Raw genomic sequence first — 20,909 nt, forward strand, 5'->3', positions numbered from 1 at the left:
AGAGCCCCCACGGTAGGTGTGGGCCCCGCTGAGCCGTGGCTCGAAATCAGTCCTGATTGATGCCAGAAATATGGCCGCGGGCGTCGGTGAGGCAGTGCCAGAGCCGGTCATGGGGCCCCTTGATATCAATCATCATCCCCGCCTGGGAGTCGGCCACATAGTCGAGGGTCAGTTTGCTGCGGCTGACGTCCGCTTTTCTGGCGACGGCGTTCATGCAGGCGTTCTCGGCAACCTTGGTTTGCGCAGTGCTGCCGTTGTAGGCACTGCTGCTGGCGCTCTCATCATCGCCGTCGTCATCGTTTTCATCGTCATTGAGCTGGCAGGCGCCGCTGTCGCCATTTTTGACAAAATAGGTGATGCCCCAGTCGCTATTTTTCACCATGGAGAGGGTGGTGCGCCCCTTGCTCGCCTCGTAGAAATTTGAATTCACTTTTTTAAGTGGAACTTGCTGGTTATTGATATAAGCCGTGCCATCTTCGACGCGAAGATTAATATGTCCAGGACAGCTGGCGGATAAATCAGGCACCCCTGCATATGCGGTTCCGGTCATGACCAATACAGAGAGAGCAAGCAGCGTTTTTTTCATCAGATAACCTCAAATCAACAAGGATCAGCAAGTGTGATGTCGTCAAAATAACGGTTGCTATGCCTTAACGTTATTTCTGTGCTCATTGCACACCTGTTATCGGTAGCCCGCTGTCAGTCGTTTCAGTGCGCCTCGTCCTGCCGGGATGACGCCAAATTTAGCAGTCGGGTGATGTAAGTAAAATAAAACAGGATTAATTGGATTCATAAAATATGAAAAACTATAAACCATTTAAAACAATGAGTTAGATGTGGTTCTGGTCACTTTGCAAAAGATGGGGGACCATCCGGGATGGTTCCTTATGGGTGTCGATAAAGTTGGCCATAGGGCTGCAATGCCGGGAGTAGAGTATTTCCTATGTTGCATGATGGCACAGGCTGGCGACATCACAGGGCCAATCAGCCATTGCGCGCCGTAAATATACAGAAAAAAGCACCAATTTTTGGTGTGCGAGGGGGGGCAAAATTGGCCTGCCAGCAGGAAGATATTTTTACCTGATATGACTGGGTTGTGAGGCCTATGAAAGGGTCAGGATAAATAAACCCTCCGTCAATAGGGCGTGATTATCTGGAGTGTTAATTTGCTTTCCCTGAGGATTGCCCACTCGTGGCAGGAAAATATAACGACTTAGAAACTCATGGCCAACCCGATGGAATAACCGCTGGTGTTGTGGCTGAACATATAGCGGGCAACCAACCGGGTGCGGGTGACTATGATGTCGTACTTGCTGCTGTCCAGCTCCAGACCGGCGCCGATAGAGTTGAGGGAGTCAAAGCCAAGCAACCCCCGCTGCTCCCCCAGATATGCGGTATGGGCCCCTTCCAGTACATAGCGTACCGGTCTGTCGAGCAGTGTCCAGTGGAATAGCGGGGCCCGGCGGCGCAGATAGAGACCGAGGTTCTCCGCCTCGGCGTGACCACGGACGCTGGTCGAGGTGCCGCCAAAGCTCTGCAGGTGCTGGTAGGAGTAGCGCACTTCGATATCGATATCCTGCGCCTTTGAAAAGAGCTCGTAGTCGAGCATCAGCGAGCCGCCCAGTCCGTACATATTGAGCTGTCCACCATCGAGAAAATCCAGCGAGTAGCCCTTGGTACGCTCCAGCAGCCAGTTGCCGATCCGCAGATCGCTGGCCATGGTACCGAGCGAGACGTTGGCGATGGGGCGCAGTACCCAGTGGCCACCGCGCGGGTCTTCATGGAGGGCGATATCCCAGCCGATCCCGCCAGAGGCGGTCAGGCTGTTCCATTTGGTCGGGAGGGTGCGGCTCTCGGTGCCGTTGCTCACCACAAACTGGGGATCGTAGCGGCTAAAGCCGATCGCCCCTTCCAGATAGATGGGCACGGCTTCGCTCATGGTGGCGCCGCCACCGATCTGGGTCATGTTAAGGGCGGCAGATTGATTGGTGCCGCTGCCGATATCGAGGTTGCTGGCGGTGATGTCGGGCACCACGGTGAAGGTCATCAGCGAGAGCACCGCATTGGCGCGCTCCTGTGCCCACTCCTGATCCTGTGTTGCGGCCTTGACGGTGCTGCCGGATAGCGCCAGCAGCATTGGCAACAACATCTGCAATAAAGAGGAGCAAGAGCGGTGCATGAGTGTGGTTCCCGATAAGCGGCGTCTGATTGCCCTGGCTTTACTGTAGCGAGCTTCCCGGCGGTTGGCACGGAGCTAAGAGGGGGGAATAAGCGCCGCTTGCGGTCGGTTGCCGCTGAGGGGCAAGCCTTTGCCACACCAACGGCACGCCTTTGCAGTTTGTCGCTAAAGCTTGGCCTCTTGCCGCCGATATCTCTTGTGAGATCGTGTGGAGGGCAAGCAATTGAACGCTTGGGTATTGGGGTTGGTCAGCATATCCGTGAGTATGCAGTTACAGGCTGGGGTCACCGAATTTGGTGCCGGTCTGGATCAATCCGTCTGGCGTTTGACCTCCGATACCCAGATTGAGTGTCGCCTCGAACACCCTATTCCCAACTGGGGAACGGGGGCCTTTGTCAGCCGCGCCGGGCGCAAGATCAACCTCGACTTCGAGCTCAAGGGTAAGCGGCCACAGGCCCAGACCCAGACGGTGAGCCTTGGCATCATGCCACCGGTATGGCGCCCGGGCATCGCCGGGCGAGAAGTGAGTCAACTGCGCTTCTATCAGCAGTTCGATGGGCTGGTGGAGGGGCAAACCGCCTGGACCATGCTCGACGAGCTGGAGGGGGGGCGAATGCCCACTTTCCAGTATCGGGACTGGTATCGCCAGAACCGTGCGGTGCGGGTGTCTCTCTCGTCGGTCAACTTTCGGGTGAAATATCAGGCCTTTATCGACTGTCTGAGCGGGCTGTTGCCCTACAGCTTCAACGATATCGCCTTTAGCGTGCTCACCTACGACAAAAACAGCGATCAGCTCTCCATCCCCTCCAAGCGGCGGCTGGCGATGATCAGCGAGTTTATCAAGGCGGACAAGAGTATCGACGTAGTGGTGATCGATGCTTACAGCGATAGCTATGGCGGCCGCTGGCCGAACCTGAAACTCTCCGAGAAGCGGGCCGATGCCATCAAGAAGGTGTTTGTCGATCTGGGGATAGATCCCGGCAAGATCTCGGTGGAGGGGCATGGCGAGAAGCAGCACGTCGCCTCCAACGAAACCGAACAGGGACGTGCCAAGAACCGGCGGGTGGTGATCAGCATGGGGCGCAATGGCGAGATCTAGCTTTGCGGCCCGGTCAGAGAAGCACAAAAAAAGAGCGCATCTGCGCTCTTTTTTGATCCTGCCATCCGGCAGCGGGAGTCGGGCAGCTTAGAAGCTGTCACCCAGGCCGGTACCGGCATCTTTCTTGGCGATCAGTTCAATCTTGTAACCGTCCGGATCTTCGACGAAGGCGATGACGGTGGTACCGCCCTTGACCGGGCCCGGTTCGCGGGTGATCTTGGCACCGGCGGCGCGCAGTGCGTCGCAGGTGGCGTAGATATCGTCCGCTTCCAGCGCGATATGGCCGTAGGCGGAGCCCAGTTCGTACTCGCTCACCCCCCAGTTGTAGGTCAGCTCGATCACCGCTTCATCCTTCTCGTCACCGTAGCCGACGAAGGCCAGGGTGTACTTGTACTCGCTGTTCTCGCTCTTGCGCAGCAGCTTCATGCCAAGGACACGGGTGTAGAAGTCGATGGAGCGTTGCAGATCGCCGACACGCAGCATGGTATGCAGAATTCTCATTGCTCAGTTCTCCGGGTTGGTGATGTGTACTGCTTTCAATCTCGGTTGCGAGGCTATCAGCTTTCTGGATAGACCTTCTCTTTGTATTCGCACAAGTCCTCGATGATACAGGAACCACAACGGGGCTTGCGAGCGAGACAGGTATAACGCCCGTGCAGGATGAGCCAGTGGTGGACATCCAGCTTGAACTCGGCGGGTACCACTTTGAGCAGCTTCTCCTCCACCTGATCCACGTTCTGGCCCACCGCAAAACCGGTACGGTTCGAGACCCGGAAGATATGGGTATCGACGGCGATGGTGGGCCAGCCAAAGGCGGTGTTGAGTACCACGTTGGCGGTCTTGCGGCCGACGCCAGGCAGGGCTTCCAGCGCTTCGCGGTTCTCCGGCACCTCGCCGCCGTGGCGCTCCAGCAAGATGGCGCAGGTCTTGATGACGTTCTCGGCCTTGGTATTGAAGAGGCCAATGGTCTTGATGTACTCCTTGAGCCCGTCCACCCCGAGCTCCAGCATCGCCTGCGGGGTGTTGGCCACCGGATAGAGCTTGTCGGTCGCCTTGTTGACGCTGACATCGGTCGCCTGCGCCGAGAGCAGCACGGCGATCAAGAGCTCGAACGGCGAGTTGAAGTTGAGCTCTGTGGTGGGGTGGGGGTTGTTTGCCCGCAGCCGCTCGAGGATCTCTCTGCGTTTCTGGTTGTTCATGCCTTGCGTCCGATCATAGCTCGGTCGCCCGGACGCGGGCCGGGGCAACGTTGCAGTGGACTACGGTAGCGGCCTGTTTGCGGTCCCGCCAGTCGTTGATGGCGTTCTTGGCGGCGATCAGCAGCCCCAGCCCGATAAAGCCGCCCGGCGGCAAAATCGCCAGCAGCAGGCTGGCATCGGAGTGGAACAGCTCGATGCGCAGGGATTTTGCCCACTCGCCCAGCAGCAGCTCGGCACCATCAAACAGGGTGCCCATGCCGATGATCTCGCGCATGCCGCCCAGTACCAGCAGCACCAGAGTAAAGCCAAGGCCCATCATCAGGCCGTCGAGGGCCGCCAGCAGCGGCGGATTCTTGGAGGCATAGGCCTCGGCGCGGCCGATGATGACGCAGTTGGTGACGATGAGGGCGATAAAGATGCCGAGCGCCTGATAGAGGCCATAGGTGTAGGCGTTCATCAGCAGCTGCACGCTGGTCACCAGCGAGGCGATGATCATCACATAGACCGGGATGCGAATATCCTTCGGCACCCAGTTGCGCACCAGCGAGACGGCGAGGTTGGAGCAGACCAGCACCGCCATGGTGGCAAGGCCCAGCCCCAGCGCATTGGTAAAGGTGGAGGAGACGGCGAGGGTCGGGCAGAGTCCCAGCACCTGCACCAGCGAGGGGTTGTTCTTCCACAGCCCCTGACTCATCAGCTCCTTGAGCTCGCCCTTGCGGCTTTCCAGCTTGGCAAGCGGGGTTGCGCCCGTTTCAATCTGTTCCATCTGGTTCATGATGGCTCGACTCCGTTAGTTCGCCGCCGGACAAGCCGGGGCGTTGCTGAGCAGTTCGGGTTGCTCCTGCTGCAGTTTAAGCAGGTTTTTCACCGCCTTGACCACGGCTCGCGGGGTGATGGTGGCGCCGGTAAAGGCATCGAACTCGCCGCCATCCTTCTTCACCGCCCATTGGGGCTCGTTGTCATGGGTCAGGAATTTTCCGGCAAAGCTGTTGATCCAGTCCGATTTCTTCAGCTCGATCTTGTCACCCAGGCCCGGGGTCTCGTTGTGAGCGAGCACGCGCACGGCGGTGATGGTGCCCTTGGCATCAAAGCCCGCCACGATGCGGATCGCCCCGCTGTAGCCATTCGGCGCAATCGCCTCCAATGCATAGCCGGTCACCACGCCATTTTTGCTGGCGGTATAGAGGGCCTGCGGCTGATCGCTGCCGAGATACTTCCTGCTGGTCACCTGCTTGCAGCTGGCCACCAGATCGTTGTCATAGCTCCCCTCTGGCAGCAATACCGAGAGGGTCTGCTGTTTCTCCAGCTGCTGCTGGTGGGCGATTTTATCCTTGGTCAACTCGTTGGTCAGTACCACCAGCGCGGTACAGCCGAGCGCGAACATCGCCAGAATAAGGCCGTTCTTGCGCATGCTCTTTAACATGTCCGGGCTCCGTCAGCTGTGATGGGGGAAAAGGGCAGAAACATCATTGGCGACGGGCTCCATACACTTTCGGGCGAGTCAGGCTGTCAATAAAGGGTACGCAGAGGTTGGCCAGCAGCACGGCGAAGGCAAACGCATCCGGATAGCCGCCAAAGCGGCGAATGATGTAGACCAGCACCCCGATCAGCACGCCATAGACCAGTCGGCCGCGCGGTGTGGTGCAGGCGCTGACCGGATCGGTGGCGATAAAGAAGGCCCCCAGCATAGTCGCGCCGCTAAAGAGATGGAACATGGGCGTGGCAGTCGCATCCGGGCTCACCAGATAGCCGATGGTGGAGGCCGCCAGCAGGGCACCGAGAATCGCGGTGGGAATGCGCCAGTTGATCACCTTCTGCTGCAGCAGGAACAGGCCGCCCAGCAGATAGCCGAGGTTGACCCAGCTCCAGCCGATGCCGCCCCAACCCTCAAACAGCGGGCCGCTCAGGATCTCGCCAGTGGTGAGCCCCTGAGTCAGGCCGGTTTTCAGGGTATCGAGGGGGGTCGCCATGGTTAGACCATCCACCCCCTGCTTGAGCTGGGCCATGCTGTAGCCGTCGAGGCTAAAGCCGGTGAAGATCACCGACGCCGCATCACCAAAACCGAGGCTGTAGGCGCGCACGCTCTCCGGCGGCAGCCAGCTGGTCATCTGCACCGGGAAGGAGACCAGCAGCAGCACATAGGCGACCATGGCCGGGTTGAACAGGTTCTGGCCCAGTCCGCCGTAAAGGTGTTTGGCGACGATAATGGCAAAGGCCGTGCCCACCACCAGCATCCACCACGGCAGCAGCGGCGGCAGGGAGAGGCCGATCAGCACGGCGGTGAGCGCCGCACTGCCATCCATCAGGGCAGGCTTGATGGTTCGGCCACGGAGCTTGAGCACCAGCGCCTCGCACAGCAGCGCTGTCACCAACGCCAGCAGGATCTGGATAAAGGAGCCCCAGCCGAAGAACCAGGTCTGAGCCAGCAAGCCCGGCACGCAGGCCAGGATCACCAGCAGCATCAGGATTCGGGTCTGTTTGCGGTTATGGGCAAACGGCGCAGTCGCAATATTGAACATGAGTCTGTCGATTACCTTGTGGTTGTTCGGTCGGCTGACGGGGCATCTTCCGCGGCGGTTTCGGCAGCTCTGGCTGCCTCGGCCGCCAGCTTCTTCGCCTTGGCGCGGGCCACCGCGGCTGCAATGGCCGCTTTTTTTGGATCAACCGGGGCGTCAACCGCTGGAGCGCTCGCTTCAGGCGCGGCAGTGACGGCAAGTGGTTGCTCACTGCTGGTTGCATCGCTTTGCATCGGCTCGGCCGGTGCGCGCTCACCCTCAGCACCGGCATTTTCTACCTCAGCACTGGTACTTGCGCTCTGCTGGGCCAGCTTTTTGGCTTTGGCACGGGCGATGGCCGCGGCGATTGCGGCTTTCTTGGGATCGACCGCTTCGCTTTCAGCCGTATCGCTTTGGCTGGTGGTTACTTCGCTCTTGGCTACCGCCACGTCGCGGGTCTGTGTGCTGGCAGCTGGCTCACTCTGCGCACCTTCAGCACCGGCACTTTCGCCCTGCTGGGCCAGCTTTTTGGCCTTGGCGCGGGCAATGGCAGCGGCGATAGCCGCCTTCTTGGGATCAACCGCTTCGCTGGCCGCAGATGGCGCAGTGCTTTGGGTTGCAGCGGATTCGCTGGTGCCTGCGGTTGCAGTCAGATCGCCCTCAGCGCTGTCACCCTGCTGAGCGGCCTTTTTGGCCTTGGCCCGGGCGATGGCAGCAGCAATAGCGGCTTTCTTGGGGTCAACTGCTTCGCTGGCAGCAGATGGAGCATCGCCTTGCGAGCCTGCGTCGGCTACCGCGCTGTGATCTGCGCTTACCGGTTCACCATTCGCCTCGGCCTTTTTGGCTTTGGCACGGGCAATGGCGGCGGCAATTGCTGCCTTTTTCGGATCAACTTCTGCCTTTTGCTGATCAGCATCTACCGCAGGCGCAGCAACGGCTTCGGCAGTCGCAGGCTCGGTGCTCTCGCCTGCCTGAGCGGCTTTCTTGGCCTTGGCGCGGGCCAGTGCGGCAGCGATGGCCGCTTTCTTGGGATCGCTGGCGGGGTCAACCGCCTCGGCGGGTTGCGCCGTAGCGGCTGTTTCGCTGTTTGCGCTCTCCGCCAGCTTGGCGGCGCGGCGCGCTTCCGCTTCCCGTTTGCGGGCTTCGCGGGCGGCGATCACCGCGCTGTTGTCAGGCAAGCCCTCGGCGGTGGCGGTAATGGCAGTGATGGGGGCATCCTGCTTGGCTTTGATGCGGGCGAGTGCCGCTGCCACAGGATCCTCCCCGCCTGCGGCCGTCATGGTCTGACGGCGCTGGGCGGCGGCTTCGGCATGGCGCGCTTCGCGGGCCGCTTTCTCCCGCTCGAAGCGGGCCTGCTTGGCCTCGAAACGCTGCTTGGCGCGCTCGGCTTTTTCGGCCTCGGCGCGGGCTTCGCGAATGTCGTCCTTGGCGATCTTGTAGTACTGCACCAGCGGGATCTCGCTCGGGCAGACCCAGGCGCAGGCGCCGCACTCGATGCAGTCCATCAGGTTGAGCTTCTCGGCCTTGTCATACTCCTTGGCCCGGCTGTACCAGTAGAGCTCTTGCGGCAGCAGGGTGGCCGGGCAGGCATCGGCACAGGCGCTGCAACGGATGCAGGGCTGCTCCGGGCCGGGGGCGGGCAGTTCGGCCTGCGTCGGCGCCAGCAGGCAGTTGGTGGCCTTGACCACAGGCACCATGGCGTGGGGCAGGGTAAAGCCCATCATGGGGCCTCCCATGATCACCCGCTGCTCCGCTTCCGGTTGCAGCTCGAAACGCTGCAACAGCCAGCGCACCGGCGTACCTAGGCGCACCCAGGCGTTGCCGGGTTTCTTGAAGCTGTCGCCGGTGAGGGTGACGATCCGCTCGATCAGCGGCTCGCCGTCGATAATGGCGCGCTTGATGGCAAACACGGTGGCGACGTTGAGCACCATGATGCCGATATCGACCGCGCGGCCCCCCTTGGGTACCTGACGGCCGGTGAGCAGCTCGATGGTCTGCTTGGCACCGCCGGAGGGGTACTTGGTCGGCACCGTCTTGACCAGCACATCTTCATCGGTGGCGTGGCGAGTCAGTTGCTCGATCGCTTCGGGCTTGTTGTCTTCCACCCCGATCAGGGTGAGTTTCGGTTTGAGCAGGTGCTTGAGCACCCGGATGCCATCCATGATCTCGTCGGCGTACTGCTGCATCAACCGATCGTCGGTGGTGATATAGGGTTCGCACTCCAGCCCGTTGACGATCAGGATCTCGGTGAGCTGGCCGCGGCCATCGAGCTTGCTGTGGGTCGGGAACACGGCGCCGCCAAGGCCCGCTACCCCCGCCTGCTGAATGCGCTCGAGCAGCTCGCCCCGCTCCAGATTCCAGTAATCGGCTTTGCCGTTGCGCTCGCCCCACTCATCCTCCCCATCCGGGGTGAGAATGACACAGAGATCGCCGAGCCCGGAGGGGTGGGCAACCGTGTGGTTGCCAATCTCGGTGATGGTGCCGGAGGTGGAGGCATGGACAGGGACGACCCGCCCCTTGGCATAACGGGTCAGCGGCTGCCCTTTTTTGACCTTGTCGCCCACCTGCACCAGCAGATCGCCGGCGGGGCCTGCGTGCTGGCGCAGCGGAATGATGAGGCGCGGCGGCAGACCGGCGTTTACCACCGGGCTCTGGCTTGATTGCAGCTTGTTGTCGGCGGGGTGAATGCCACCGTGAAAGTCCCAGAGCGTGCCGGCTTTGATACGTTCGAGTAAGGAATGCATGGTTGCTCCGCTGTTTATTCCACTATCTTGACCGGAATCTTGCCCGGAACATGCACGTTATTGAGGTCCCACTTCCAGTTATCGACCGTGGTGGGCACCGGGATCATCTCGATGCAATCGGTCGGGCAGGGATCGACACAGAGATCGCAACCGGTGCACTCGTTGGCAATCACGGTATGCATCGCCTTGGTGGCGCCGACAATGGCATCCACCGGGCAGGCCTGAATGCACTTGGTGCAGCCGATGCATTGATCTTCGTGGATAAAGGCGACCTTTTTGACTGGCACGGCGGCCTCGTCACTGCCCCCCAGTGGCTGGGGCTCGACCCCCATCAGATCGGCAATCTTGCGCATGGTGGCCTCGCCACCGGGTACGCACTTGTTGATCTGATCGCCGTTGGCGAGCGCCTCGGCGTAGGGTTTGCAGCCGGGATAGCCGCACTGGCCACACTGGGTCTGGGGCAGCAGGGCATCGAGCTGATCGACGATGGGGTCTGCTTCCACATGAAACTTGACGGCGGCAAAGCCCAGGATAATCCCGAACGCCAGCGCCAGCAGGGTGAGCACCAGAATGGCAAAGAGAATATGGATCATGGTTATATCTTGATAAGGCCGGTAAAGCCCATAAAGGCCAGCGACATCAGACCGGCGGTGATCATGGCAATCGACACCCCGCGAAACGGCGCGGGCACATCGGCGGCGACCAGACGCTCGCGCATGGCGGCAAACAGGATCAACACCAGCGAGAAGCCGGTGGCGGCGCCAAAGCCGTAGATCACGCTCTGGATAAAGTCGTGTCGCTCATTGATGCTGAGCAGCGCCACCCCGAGCACCGCGCAGTTGGTGGTGATGAGGGGCAGGAAGATCCCCAGCAGGCGATAGAGGGTCGGGCTGCTCTTGCGCACCACCATCTCGGTAAACTGCACCACCACGGCGATCACCAGAATAAAGGCGAGGGTGCGCAAATAGGCGATATCCAGCGGCAGCAGGATATAGTGCTCCACCAGATAGGAGCTGGCACTGGCGAGGGTCATCACGAAGGTGGTCGCCAGCCCCATGCCGATGGCGGTTTCCAGCTTGCCGGAGACCCCCATAAAGGGGCAGAGGCCGAGGAATTTCACCAGCACGAAGTTGTTAACCAGCACGGTGCCGATCAATAAAAGCAGGTACTCAGTCATCAATTACCGTCACTGAAAGTCGGGTTATCGGGGTTTGAAGGCGGGCGGTATTATCTGACGTTAGGGCCAGTTAAACAACCGCAAGGCCGCATGGTTATTAGTCAAATAGCCAATATCGACACAGTTCCAGGAGGCCCTGCGCACTTTTTGGGCGGAGAGGACTATAGCCAATTTTGGAAGGGTGTGAATGCTCGCACAGTTTTATAGATTGTGGGTGGTGATGGCGTCACATGCTCATAACATATTGATGCATAACGCAATCAGCCACGTTACTCTATGGTTTCCTCGCCTGTAGACAGAGTAATGAACATGTTCGAACAGCTTGCTGACGTTTTTTCTTCTGCCGCATTCAAGTACCTGTCCGTTGTTGATGCGGATCCCAAAAGCTCCCACCAGCATGAAATCGGCGGCCTTGTTAATGCCGGTATTGGTAGGAAATTGGGGATGCCTGACGATGGGAGCCAACTCACTATCCGGACGACGATGGTCTATTTGAGCGAAAGCTATGATGAACCGCTGGTCTCGGAAGATATTGTTACTTGGTATGATGCTCGGTATCAAAAAGAGGACCGAGGGGCTGAGTGGCGGCTTTACTACAAATCAAATGATGTCAGCAACCGTTTCAAGCCCGGTGATTTTTTCCTGATTGCCCTGACTCGGGAAGGTTCTCTCCTGATGATATTTTGTCCTCCACATAGCGATTTTGAAGTGCAAATCCGGTCACTATTCGGGGCGAGGAGTGTGGAAGCCAATGAAAAGGGTCTGACACGATTAAATATTGAAAGGGGGTTGGCTGTTCCCATCAGGTTAATGCTTGCTCGTTACGGCATCGAAATTGGTCATGATGGCCCAGACTATCTTGACACTATTTTGGAAAAGTTTGGTGCAGTATTTCCTAAAACAAAAGACTTCTCTGCATTTACCAGAACATTGGGAAAAGATATTTGTCCTGTTGAAGAGCCAGATAGTGCACTGATTGAATGGATGGAGGTAGAAGAGTCTGCATTCCGTCAATTGGAAAGGCATATTGTAAAAAAGACTCTGTTAGCAGGTTTTGGGGAAAATGGTGATGACGTAGATGAGTTTGTTCGCTTTTCTCTGAGTGTGCAGAATCGTCGGAAATCTCGTAGTGGTCATGCTTTTGAAAATCACATTGAATTTATTTTAAACAAGTCTGGTGTTTACTTTGAACGAGGTGCTTTGACGGAGGCTCGTCAGAAACCGGATTTCATATTTCCAAGCTCAGCTTGTTATGCAGATAAAAATTTCCCTTCCGAAAAGCTGAGAATATTAGGGGCTAAAACCACTTGTAAAGACAGATGGCGTCAAGTCTTGGCAGAGGCTGCGAGGGTGGAGCGTAAGCATCTGATTACTATGGAGCCTGCAATCAGTGAGAATCAGACAGAGCAAATGCAAGCAAATAACTTGCAACTTGTTGTACCTACGACTATTCAACAAACTTATATGCCCCAGCAGCAACCTCAATTAATGTCATTTCGAGATTTCATTAACGAGGTAAAAGGCTGCCAGTAGATAAAAAAGCCCGTCATAGAATTTATGACGGGCTTTTTTATTAATTTTTCTTTGCTTTCATTATGTATGGCTTCATCAACTTGGCAACGGCAGCAAATACAGGAACTACGACAGAGTTACCAAATTGACGATAGGCTTGTGTATCTGAAACAGGGATTCTGAATTTATATTCACCCGGTTGTTCAAATCCCATCAGCCGTGCACACTCTCTGGGGGTAAGACGTCGTGGTCTGTTTTGCTGATTTTGCTCATTATTGAAATCAGTCTCCGCTAGAGTCATATCCCAACCACGATCAATCAGAATCTCAGAACCATCTTTGTGATAACGAGCGGACAAAGTCCTAGCGACAGTTGTCGGGTTTTTGGGGTCAACAAGACCATAGCCAAAGCCATTTCCTTTAGCTTGATGCTTTTTCGCATATTGATATAGATAAGACCACAACTTGGGGGTCAGAATATATTTCGAGTCGAGTTTTTCAACTGGCTCAAGCAGATCTGCGAAAGTAATCCTGTTTTCAGGAAATAATGTTGAAACATCTCTTAGCGTAAAACCTTCATGCAGGTTCAGATCTTTTCTGAAACCGACAAGTACAATACGTTCCCGGTGCTGAGGGATGAAATGTTTGCCATCGATGATTTTGGGGTCATCTGAACCGTTGATATCCAAGTCTGCAACCCAATATCCCAACTCGGTCAATGCTTCCTTGATTACCCGGAATGTGTTGCCTTTGTCATGACTCTTTAGGTTTTTCACATTCTCAAGCACAAAAGCTGTTGGCCTTTTGGCATCAATGATACGAGCCACATCAAAGAACAAGGTTCCCTGAGCTTCGCACTCAAATCCATGAGCGCGACCAAGAGAGTTCTTTTTGGATACACCTGCCAGTGAGAAGGGCTGACACGGGAATCCGGCAAGCAGTACGTCATGATCTGGAATTTCTTTATCTATGTGGTCATAGACAAAATCACGATCGTCATTGTCCGGCATGGTGATTTCACGGATGTCGGAATTGAATTTGTGTGCAGTTTCATCACAGTACCAGTTGGCTTTGTAAGTTCTGACAGCCTGTTCGTTCCATTCACTGGTAAAGACACATTGCCCACCAATATCCTCAAAGCCTTTCCGAATGCCACCAATACCCGCAAACAGGTCAATAAATTTGAAATCGTAATGGCCATGATGCTTGGGGGGCGAAGGGATGAGACTTTTCAGCATCTCTGTTTCGAGATGAGTCAGCGGCTTTTGTTCGATCTTGCCATTGAGCCAGCGGTTCAGGGATTCACGAGTCCAGTCGGCATCGCCCAATGCACGCAACTTTTCAGCGACTTGCTTTTGGTCGTAGATTTCCAGGACTTTATCCATCAGATGGCGATCTTCAGCTTGGCGTTTGCTGGAGAATGCCTGATCTTCTTCAGGTGTGTTGTGTGCAGAGGTGGTTGAGTATGTCATATCAAAATCTGGGCGTGTTGCAGTTGCGCGGAATCTTATCACTCATTTAACCCAGAGAGAACGCCCGAGACTGTAAAAAAATACAGTATCAATCATTCGCTTTCAAACGAGTATCTGTATGCCCGACATAGTGAATCCAGAGACCAGAAGCCGGTTTATGTCCGGGATTAAGAATGCCAATACCAAGCCGGAGATACAGATTCGCCAGTTGCTGCATCATGCCGGATTTCGCTACCGTCTGCACAATGCAGCCTTGCCGGGTAAGCCTGACCTTTGGCTGGCGCGCTACCGTGCGGTGATCGAGGTGAATGGTTGTTTCTGGCACGGACATGACTGCCATCTCTTCAAACTCCCATCGACCAGAACCGACTTCTGGCAGACCAAGATTGCCAGCAATCGTGCGCGTGATGCTCGTCACCTAGCCGAGCTTGAACAGCTGGGGATCCGCCGTTTGACGATCTGGGAGTGTGCTCTGAAAGGGCGCTTGCGACATGATCCAGAACGTTTGATCCTGGTTATCAGCTGGTGGCTGACCAGTGGTACAAGTCATGGTGAAATTGCTGGTGGATGTGAGTTAAATTATCAGAATGAATAGAAAATAATCACATTAATATTGAAGGATGCTATTTATCTAACCCCCTTTTTATATCAGTTTGTATGATTTAAACGTGTGGTGGATATTATTTTTTATTATCCATTCATATGTGTGGATGGTATGATTCTGAATGTTGAAAAATGATGTGGCTGGTAATGGTGGTGATATGAATTCTGATGTTTTGATAGGTGTGTTGAATCGTCGTTACCCTATGATTGGTTTGTCTGCTGATTGGGTTTATCAGACATGGCTAATAAGCGGTGATGTAACTAATGGACTGGTAATCTTCGAAAATGAAGATAGCGGTTCGTATGAGTTACTATCATTTTCATATGATGATGACGAAGACTTAATTACAAGGATGGTATTTTCAGGTTCTCTGTCAAATGTAATTGAAACGGCAGGAATTGATTGCAGAGAATAGACTTTCTTGACACCTAACGGTTGTGCTTGAAATTTTCTTTTCTAAAAAGAGATAGCACTAACATTATTTGGTGATCAAATATGGTTTTATCTCTTGTGGTTGGGCAGTGATAGATCACCACTAGGAGGTAACCATGATCAGCCATATCGACCATCTGGTATTGACGGTCAGTGATATTGAACGGGCCGTGGAATTTTACAGTTCGGTGCTCAATATGGAGGCCATCACCTTCGGTGCGGGGCGCCGGGCGGTAGGGTTTGGCAACCAGAAGATCAATCTGCAACTGCTGGGGCAGGAGCCGCGCAATCGGGCGCAGGTGGGGTCGGGGGATGTCTGCCTTATCACCCGCTGGCCGCTGGAGCAGGTGATGGCCCAGCTTGCCTGCCACGGGGTGGAGATTGTCGAGGGGCCGGTGACCAAAAGCGGCGCCTGCGGGCCGATAGAATCAGTCTACTTCCTCGACCCTGACCAGAACCTGATTGAGGTCAGCATCTATCCCTGAGCCCACCAAGCCATCAGTCCCATCGCCATCAGCAACAGAAAGGGGCCGTCAATTGACGGCCCCTTTCTTGTATCGCCATCGACCCAGCGCCAGTGGCTCTTTGCCGATACTCCAGAAACGCCCTAGAAAGGCGCACCGCTCTCGTCGCTCTCCTGTAAAAACTTCTCCACTTCTGCCTGATAGGCCGCATCAGGTTGACCGCTGCTGGCAGGAGTTACGGCGGCAGGCCGGACGACGGGAGGTGCGGTGAGGGTCTCCATCACCCGCTGCTGCAGATAGGGGTAGAAGGGGTTGGAGGAGGTGCGGGTGAGGGCGCCGGGGTTGACGATCAGCACTCCGCGCTCGCCACGCAGGGCCAGACCACCGAGGTTGATGCCGTATTGCTCCCGCTGCTGCGGGCGCGCTGCCATGCCATAGAGGGGGTCGTCCATCGGGAAGGGGAGCGCCACATGGGAGAGGGAGTAGATCTCCTTGGGATAGTCGATACCCAGCGGGCGGAGCTGCTCAGGCTGGTCGGCGCTGGCCAGCGTTCTGGCCTGCGTCGCGGGGGCGGTTGGTGCGACATTGCCCACCACGGTGAGGCGATAGTGCTGAGGGGTGTTTGGCAGCAAGCGGTGCAGCGCCAGCTCTGAGGCCGAGCTCATCAGCGGGCCAAACAGGGTGCTGCGGTTGATATCAAACAGCACCAGCTCGCTGCCGTTGGCCGGCAGGTAGTGGTAGAGATCGGCAATGATGGAGCGGGTGCTGACGGTGTAGTCCATCACCGACTGGAAGGTGAGGGCGGGGGGAAATGCCGCCAGCTCGCCACTGGCGGCCAGCTGGCGCACCTGCTGCTGGATGGCGTGGGTCAGTCGATAGGACTGGCGCGCCCCGTTGACCGGAAACGAGTTGTACTTGAACGGGTTGAACTCCGGCATGGTGTCGAGCCAGGCGGCGTTGGCAAAGGCGGGCAGCAGGGCTGGCACGGCCTTGAGCCCGGCGAAGCGGGCAAAGCGGGTCACCCCGATCATCGGGGAGATCAGCACCAGCCGATCCGGTTTTGCCAGCGTGCCGCTCGGGTCAGCCAGCGCATCGAGCGCATATTTCACCGCCAGCGCGCCGCCGTTGGAAAAGCCCACCAGATGCAGCGGCCGCTTGCCCGGTGCCAGCAATCTGGCCTCCCGCACCGCCAGTCGGGTGGCGGCCAGCCAGGTTTCCCAATCCACATCCACGAGGCCAGCGGGCACAGTGCCGTGGCCGGGGATCCTCAGCCCCAGCGCGATAAAGCCCTGCTGCTGATAGCGTCTGGCCAGATGGCGCAGGCTGTAGGGGGAGTCGGTCAGGCCGTGCAGCAGCACCGCCACCCCTTTGACGTCCCCCTCGGGGCGCAGCAGGTAGGAGCGGTTCCAGTTCTGCTGAAAGCGGGCGGGATTGATGGGGGCGTCCTGATGGTAGCGATTGCTGGCCAGTTGCTGCTCGGGCGGCGTCTTGGCGACTACCTCGGTGGCCACCAGTTCGAACAGCTCTGCTTCGCGGGCCAGATAGGCGTGCCAATCGCTGCTGTCGAGCTCATCGGCGCTGAGTTCGGGGGGCACCACTGTGTGCCACAGCTGCAGCGGCGCTGCCTGCCAGGCGAAGTAGGCGATCACCGCCCATGCGGTCAGCAACAGCAGCAACAGGGTCAGCAGAGCACGGCGAACAAGGCGGCGAGTGTGAGCCAGCATGGTGCAATCCTTGGCGATAGGGGTGGATCCGCCTCTGGGCGGGCAAGTTTGGCGCAGCCAACCGGCTTAAAGCCTAATGGAAACAAGGTGATATGTATAGTTGATGGCGTTCGTCCGCGCTGGCTGTGGGCGCCTGACCCTGCCGTTGGCATCAGGCTGGCCGTTCGAAGGCTGCATCGCGGGCCATCTGGCGGCGTGAACTTATTCGCGGATGCCCGCTTGGGTGCTGCGAACTTGCAACTATCTGCCCCTGAAAGAGGGCAATTATGCTACTGTAGCGGCGTTTTTTGATGGATAAGCTGGCATTGGCCTTTTTTGAAGATGGAATGGTATGCAGAACTTTGACGTAGTGAATTGGCTGATGCAGCAGACAGCCTCCCTGGCGCAGCCGGAACAGGCGATAGCACAACCGGGCGTGGCCCAGACCCTGTGGCAGGTGACCCATGCTGGCTAACGAATCCATGCGCCTGAACAAATACATCAGCGAGAGCGGTATCTGCTCGCGCCGCGAGGCCGACCGCTTTATCGAGCAGGGCCACGTCTTTATCAACGGCAAGCGGGCCGGGATCGGCGATCAGGTGCAGGTTGGCGATCTGGTCAAGGTGAACGGTCAGGTGATCGAGCCGCGCGAGGCGGACAGTCTGGTGCTGATCGCCCTCAACAAGCCGGTGGGCATCGTCAGTACCACAGAGGCGGGCGAGAAGGACAATATCGTCGATTTCGTCAACCACAGTACCCGGGTCTTCCCTATCGGGCGGCTCGACAAGGATTCGCAGGGACTGATTTTCCTGACCAACCACGGCGATCTGGTCAACAAGATCCTGCGGGCGGGCAACGATCACGAGAAAGAGTATCTGGTGACCGTCGACAAGCCGGTGACCGACGAGTTTGTGCGCGGGATGGCGGCCGGGGTGCCGATCCTTGGTACTGTGACCAAGAAGTGCAAGGTGAAGAAAGAGGCACCGTTTGTCTTTCGCATCACCCTGGTGCAGGGGCTTAACCGCCAGATCCGCCGCATGTGCGAGCACTTCGGTTTTGAAGTGACCAAGCTGGAGCGCATCCGCATCATGAACGTCAGCCTCAAGGGGCTGCCGGTGGGCGAGTGGCGCGATCTCACCGACGACGAGCTGATCGATCTGTTCAAGCTGATTGAGGACTCCTCTTCCGAGGTGAAACCGGCCAAAGGCGACAAGCCCAAGGCGGCCAAGGCTCCTGCGGCGCAAACCGCCAAACCGGGGCATGGCAAGAAGCCGCGCCGCGATGATGATCACGAGATTGGCGGGCGCCCCAATGTACCGGGCCCGGAAGCCTTCGAGAAGAAGCTGCCGGTGGGCAAGGGGGGCGCGGGTAAAGGTGCTGCCAAGGGTGGCAAACCGGCCGCTGGCAAGCCGCGCACCGCTAACACCGGACGGCAGAAGAAGGGGCGCTGAGTTGCTCCCCTGAGTGGCGTCAGCCGCCAGTCATCTCCAATACGGTTATCCCCAACACTATTATCTCCAACACACCGGCCTCAGGCCGGTGTGTTGCTTTGGGCCGCAGCGCTGGTTGGGAGGGGCGCCGAAAGGGATGGCTCGCTGGCGGTCGGTAACCCCATGACTCGGGGGTAGTGGCGCGGGTCGAGGCGCACTACCAGCAGGCTCATCAGCAGCAAGCCCCCCAGTTGCCACTGCCAGACGGCCGCAAAGTCGCCCACATAGTGATAGAGCCGCGCCGCCACCCAGGGGCCGGTGGCCGCTAGCATAAACCCGAAGCCCTGCATCAGGGCGCTCAGGGTGCCCGCGCGGCGCGGGTCTGGCAGGTGATCGAGCGCAATCACCATGATCAGCGAAAAACTGCCGCCAAGACCGGCGCCGCACAGCATGCACCAGAGAATGGGGGCACTGGCTGGCGCCAGCCATAGGCCGCCGAATCCCGCCAGCTGCATGGCAATTGCCAGCGCCATCCACGGCCGCCGATCCATCTTGCGCGCCGCCAGTAGCGGCAAGCCGAGGCCGCTGGCAGTCTGGGCCAGCGCCAGCCAGGCGACCAGCTCGCCCGCCTGCGCGGCGCTCCACCCTTGCGCCATATAGGCGGGGGCCAGCCAGGCCACTACGATGCCGTAGCCACTGTTGATGATGCCAAAGCAGACGATCAGCAACCAGCTGCGGGGCAGGGTGATTAGCCGCTGCTCGCCGTGGGGAATGGCGACCGCGGCGGCCCGTGGCAGATGCACTTTCCACCCAAGCCAGACGAGGGCCAGCAGCACCGGCAGGCTCCAGAGCGCCAGCGCCCGCGACCAGTCGAGGCTCACTGCCAGCCTTGGGGTGAGGCTGGCCCCCAGCGCCCCGCCCCCCATCATGCAGGCAGAGAAGATCCCCATCACCAGCGGCACCTTGCGGGCGAAGGCCTGCTTGATAAGGGCGGGCAGCACTCCCTGCACCAGTGCCGACCCCAATCCACACAGCGCAGCGCTGGCGATCAGCAGGGCGCCGCTTTGGGCATCGAAGCGCATGGCGCTGCCAATGCCGAGCAGCAACAGGGCCAGCCCCAGCAGTTGGCACGCACTGGCGCGTCTACGCAGGCTGGGGGTGAGCAGCACGCCAATCCCGATGAGCCAGAGCGGCAACAGGGTAAGCCAGGCGAGGGTGTCCATCCCCAGCGACAGGGCGCGGCCAATCTCGCCGCTCAACGGGCCGATGGCGGTGAGAAAGGGGCGCAGATTAAGGCCAATCAGGATCACCAGCACCAGCAGGGCGGTCTGGCCTGCGGGTTGATCCGTATTTCGTTGATTCATCGGGTGCAGTTTCCGGTTCTGGGAGAGACAGGGGGCACTCGGGACGCGGAGTCATCGGGGCTGAACATGGCAGATCACCGTCAAAGGAGACAAAAGCGCAGCCTAGCGGGGTCGAAAGTCATTTGGAAATTAAATGATAGAATGAGTTTCAGTGGTTTTGTAAATGGAGCGCCCCATGCTGGATCCCCTGTTACTGCGCAGTTTTGTCGCCATTATCGACACCGGCAGCTTTACCCGTGCTGGTGAACGGGTCCATCTGACCCAATCCACCATCAGCCAGCAGATCCGCCGCCTTGAGCAGCAGCTTGGCTGTCCGCTGCTGGACCGCTCCGGTCGGCAGGTGGTGGCAACGGCGGAGGGAGAAAAATTGCTGGGGCTGGCCCGCCGCATTCTGGCGCTGCTGGCGCAGGCCGAAGAACAAGTGACGGAAGGGAGCGTGGCGCTCAGCCTCGGGGTGCCGGAGGATTTTGCCGCAGGCGCCATCACCCCAGTGCTGGCCGCCTTTGCCCGCGACTACCCCGAGGTACGGTTGGAGGTGCAAAGTGGCCTGAGCCACGAGATCTGGCAGCGCTTCGAGGCGGGGGAGCTGGATCTGGCGCTGGTCAAGCAGACTCGGGGAAAGGGTTCGCCCCTTGCCAGCTGGCGCGAGCCGCTGGTCTGGGTCGACAGTCGCGACTGGCCCGCACGGGAACGGGATCCGCTGCCGCTGGTCGCCTTCCCGAGCGAAGGACTCTATCGCCAGCAGATGACCGAGGCGCTTGATGGCCTCGGTCGGCGTTGGCGTATCGCCTATGTCAGCGCCAGCCTTGCCAGTTTGCAGGGGGCGGTGAGCGCGGGGATCGGGGTGAGCTTGCTACCCAAACGGCTGATGCCCGCCGATCAGCTGGTCCTGACCCAGTGGCCCAAGGTGGCGCCGGTGGAGCTGGCCCTCCATGCCGGGGTAAGCGGGAGCGAACCGCTCACCCGCTTGAGCGCGGCCCTGATCGCCCTCTGTGACGAGGTGATGGGGCCGCAGTAATTTGCGGTATGGGGAAAA

At 58.3% G+C, this 20,909-nt stretch carries 21 protein-coding genes; 8 read left to right on the plus strand and 13 right to left on the minus strand.

Going from position 1 to position 20,909, the window contains the following annotated elements:
• Nucleotides 1-46: 46 nt before the first annotated feature.
• Nucleotides 47-586 carry a hypothetical protein gene (locus ACTG1K_RS10935; RefSeq protein ID WP_440005325.1) on the minus strand — a complete coding sequence of 180 codons (540 nt, stop codon included), beginning with the start codon at nucleotides 584-586 and terminating at the stop codon, nucleotides 47-49.
• A 627-nt stretch (nucleotides 587-1,213) separates the two neighbouring features.
• Complete coding sequence (locus ACTG1K_RS10940; RefSeq protein WP_100646196.1) at nucleotides 1,214-2,179, minus strand: autotransporter domain-containing protein; 966 nt, start codon at nucleotides 2,177-2,179, stop codon at nucleotides 1,214-1,216.
• Between the two features lie 223 nt (nucleotides 2,180-2,402).
• Between ACTG1K_RS10940 and ACTG1K_RS10945 the strand changes: the two genes are divergently transcribed.
• Nucleotides 2,403-3,278, plus strand: a complete 876-nt coding sequence (locus ACTG1K_RS10945) for a flagellar protein MotY (RefSeq protein WP_005337611.1) — start codon at nucleotides 2,403-2,405, stop codon at nucleotides 3,276-3,278.
• Between the two features lie 87 nt (nucleotides 3,279-3,365).
• Here ACTG1K_RS10945 and gloA read toward each other — a convergent pair whose 3' ends face one another.
• Genes gloA through rsxA form a run of 8 tightly spaced genes read right to left on the minus strand, consistent with a single transcriptional unit; the run spans nucleotide 3,366 to nucleotide 10,893 of the window.
• Complete coding sequence (gene gloA, locus ACTG1K_RS10950) at nucleotides 3,366-3,779, minus strand: lactoylglutathione lyase (protein WP_005347113.1); 414 nt, start codon at nucleotides 3,777-3,779, stop codon at nucleotides 3,366-3,368.
• Between the two features lie 56 nt (nucleotides 3,780-3,835).
• Nucleotides 3,836-4,477 carry an endonuclease III gene (nth, locus tag ACTG1K_RS10955; RefSeq protein ID WP_440005327.1) on the minus strand — a complete coding sequence of 214 codons (642 nt, stop codon included), beginning with the start codon at nucleotides 4,475-4,477 and terminating at the stop codon, nucleotides 3,836-3,838.
• A 13-nt stretch (nucleotides 4,478-4,490) separates the two neighbouring features.
• Nucleotides 4,491-5,252: an electron transport complex subunit E gene (locus ACTG1K_RS10960; RefSeq protein ID WP_440005329.1), complete on the minus strand. Its 762-nt coding sequence runs from the start codon at nucleotides 5,250-5,252 to the stop codon at nucleotides 4,491-4,493.
• Between the two features lie 15 nt (nucleotides 5,253-5,267).
• Complete coding sequence (gene rsxG, locus ACTG1K_RS10965; protein ID WP_440005331.1) at nucleotides 5,268-5,900, minus strand: electron transport complex subunit RsxG; 633 nt, start codon at nucleotides 5,898-5,900, stop codon at nucleotides 5,268-5,270.
• Nucleotides 5,901-5,943: 43 nt separating this feature from the next.
• Nucleotides 5,944-6,996 carry an electron transport complex subunit RsxD gene (rsxD, locus tag ACTG1K_RS10970; RefSeq protein WP_005359616.1) on the minus strand — a complete coding sequence of 351 codons (1,053 nt, stop codon included), beginning with the start codon at nucleotides 6,994-6,996 and terminating at the stop codon, nucleotides 5,944-5,946.
• Between the two features lie 11 nt (nucleotides 6,997-7,007).
• Nucleotides 7,008-9,716, minus strand: a complete 2,709-nt coding sequence (gene rsxC / locus ACTG1K_RS10975; protein ID WP_440005333.1) for an electron transport complex subunit RsxC — start codon at nucleotides 9,714-9,716, stop codon at nucleotides 7,008-7,010.
• A gap of 14 nt (nucleotides 9,717-9,730) precedes the next feature.
• Entirely contained in the window at nucleotides 9,731-10,309 is a 579-nt protein-coding gene (gene rsxB / locus ACTG1K_RS10980; protein ID WP_005350799.1) for an electron transport complex subunit RsxB, read from the minus strand.
• Nucleotides 10,310-10,311: 2 nt separating this feature from the next.
• Nucleotides 10,312-10,893: an electron transport complex subunit RsxA gene (gene rsxA / locus ACTG1K_RS10985; protein WP_005337600.1), complete on the minus strand. Its 582-nt coding sequence runs from the start codon at nucleotides 10,891-10,893 to the stop codon at nucleotides 10,312-10,314.
• Between the two features lie 309 nt (nucleotides 10,894-11,202).
• Here rsxA and ACTG1K_RS10990 point away from each other — a divergent pair, with 309 nt between their 5' ends.
• Complete coding sequence (locus ACTG1K_RS10990) at nucleotides 11,203-12,426, plus strand: type II restriction endonuclease (RefSeq protein WP_252656717.1); 1,224 nt, start codon at nucleotides 11,203-11,205, stop codon at nucleotides 12,424-12,426.
• 40 nt (nucleotides 12,427-12,466) lie between these two features.
• On the opposite strand, the gene ACTG1K_RS10995 is transcribed toward ACTG1K_RS10990, so the two are convergent.
• Nucleotides 12,467-13,876, minus strand: a complete 1,410-nt coding sequence (locus ACTG1K_RS10995) for a DNA cytosine methyltransferase (RefSeq protein WP_440005335.1) — start codon at nucleotides 13,874-13,876, stop codon at nucleotides 12,467-12,469.
• A gap of 118 nt (nucleotides 13,877-13,994) precedes the next feature.
• Here ACTG1K_RS10995 and ACTG1K_RS11000 point away from each other — a divergent pair, with 118 nt between their 5' ends.
• The 3 genes from ACTG1K_RS11000 to ACTG1K_RS11010 all read left to right on the plus strand — a co-directional run bounded on the left by ACTG1K_RS11000 (nucleotide 13,995) and on the right by ACTG1K_RS11010 (nucleotide 15,397).
• A complete protein-coding gene (locus ACTG1K_RS11000; protein ID WP_021230647.1) occupies nucleotides 13,995-14,471 on the plus strand; it encodes a very short patch repair endonuclease in 477 nt (158 codons plus the stop codon).
• Between the two features lie 130 nt (nucleotides 14,472-14,601).
• Entirely contained in the window at nucleotides 14,602-14,895 is a 294-nt protein-coding gene (locus tag ACTG1K_RS11005; protein WP_270904555.1) for a hypothetical protein, read from the plus strand.
• A gap of 133 nt (nucleotides 14,896-15,028) precedes the next feature.
• Entirely contained in the window at nucleotides 15,029-15,397 is a 369-nt protein-coding gene (locus ACTG1K_RS11010; protein WP_076493698.1) for a VOC family protein, read from the plus strand.
• 122 nt (nucleotides 15,398-15,519) lie between these two features.
• On the opposite strand, the gene ACTG1K_RS11015 is transcribed toward ACTG1K_RS11010, so the two are convergent.
• A complete protein-coding gene (locus tag ACTG1K_RS11015) occupies nucleotides 15,520-17,100 on the minus strand; it encodes an alpha/beta hydrolase (protein ID WP_440005338.1) in 1,581 nt (526 codons plus the stop codon).
• A 331-nt stretch (nucleotides 17,101-17,431) separates the two neighbouring features.
• On the opposite strand from ACTG1K_RS11015, the gene ACTG1K_RS11020 reads away from it, so the two are divergent.
• Nucleotides 17,432-17,554, plus strand: a complete 123-nt coding sequence (locus ACTG1K_RS11020) for a hypothetical protein (RefSeq protein ID WP_257493004.1) — start codon at nucleotides 17,432-17,434, stop codon at nucleotides 17,552-17,554.
• Entirely contained in the window at nucleotides 17,544-18,530 is a 987-nt protein-coding gene (gene rluF, locus ACTG1K_RS11025; protein WP_440005340.1) for a 23S rRNA pseudouridine(2604) synthase RluF, read from the plus strand. Before ACTG1K_RS11020 ends, rluF begins: the two co-directional genes overlap by 11 nt.
• An 80-nt stretch (nucleotides 18,531-18,610) precedes the next feature.
• On the opposite strand, the gene ACTG1K_RS11030 is transcribed toward rluF, so the two are convergent.
• Nucleotides 18,611-19,873 (minus strand): cyanate transporter, encoded by a 1,263-nt coding sequence (locus ACTG1K_RS11030; protein WP_440005342.1) that lies wholly within the window; start codon nucleotides 19,871-19,873, stop codon nucleotides 18,611-18,613.
• Nucleotides 19,874-20,048: 175 nt separating this feature from the next.
• On the opposite strand from ACTG1K_RS11030, the gene ACTG1K_RS11035 reads away from it, so the two are divergent.
• Nucleotides 20,049-20,891 carry a LysR family transcriptional regulator gene (locus ACTG1K_RS11035; protein WP_440005344.1) on the plus strand — a complete coding sequence of 281 codons (843 nt, stop codon included), beginning with the start codon at nucleotides 20,049-20,051 and terminating at the stop codon, nucleotides 20,889-20,891.
• Nucleotides 20,892-20,909 lie beyond the last annotated feature (18 nt).

The sequence above is a fragment of the Aeromonas sp. 102P genome (assembly GCF_051920345.1).
Taxonomy (GTDB): domain Bacteria; phylum Pseudomonadota; class Gammaproteobacteria; order Enterobacterales; family Aeromonadaceae; genus Aeromonas; species Aeromonas veronii.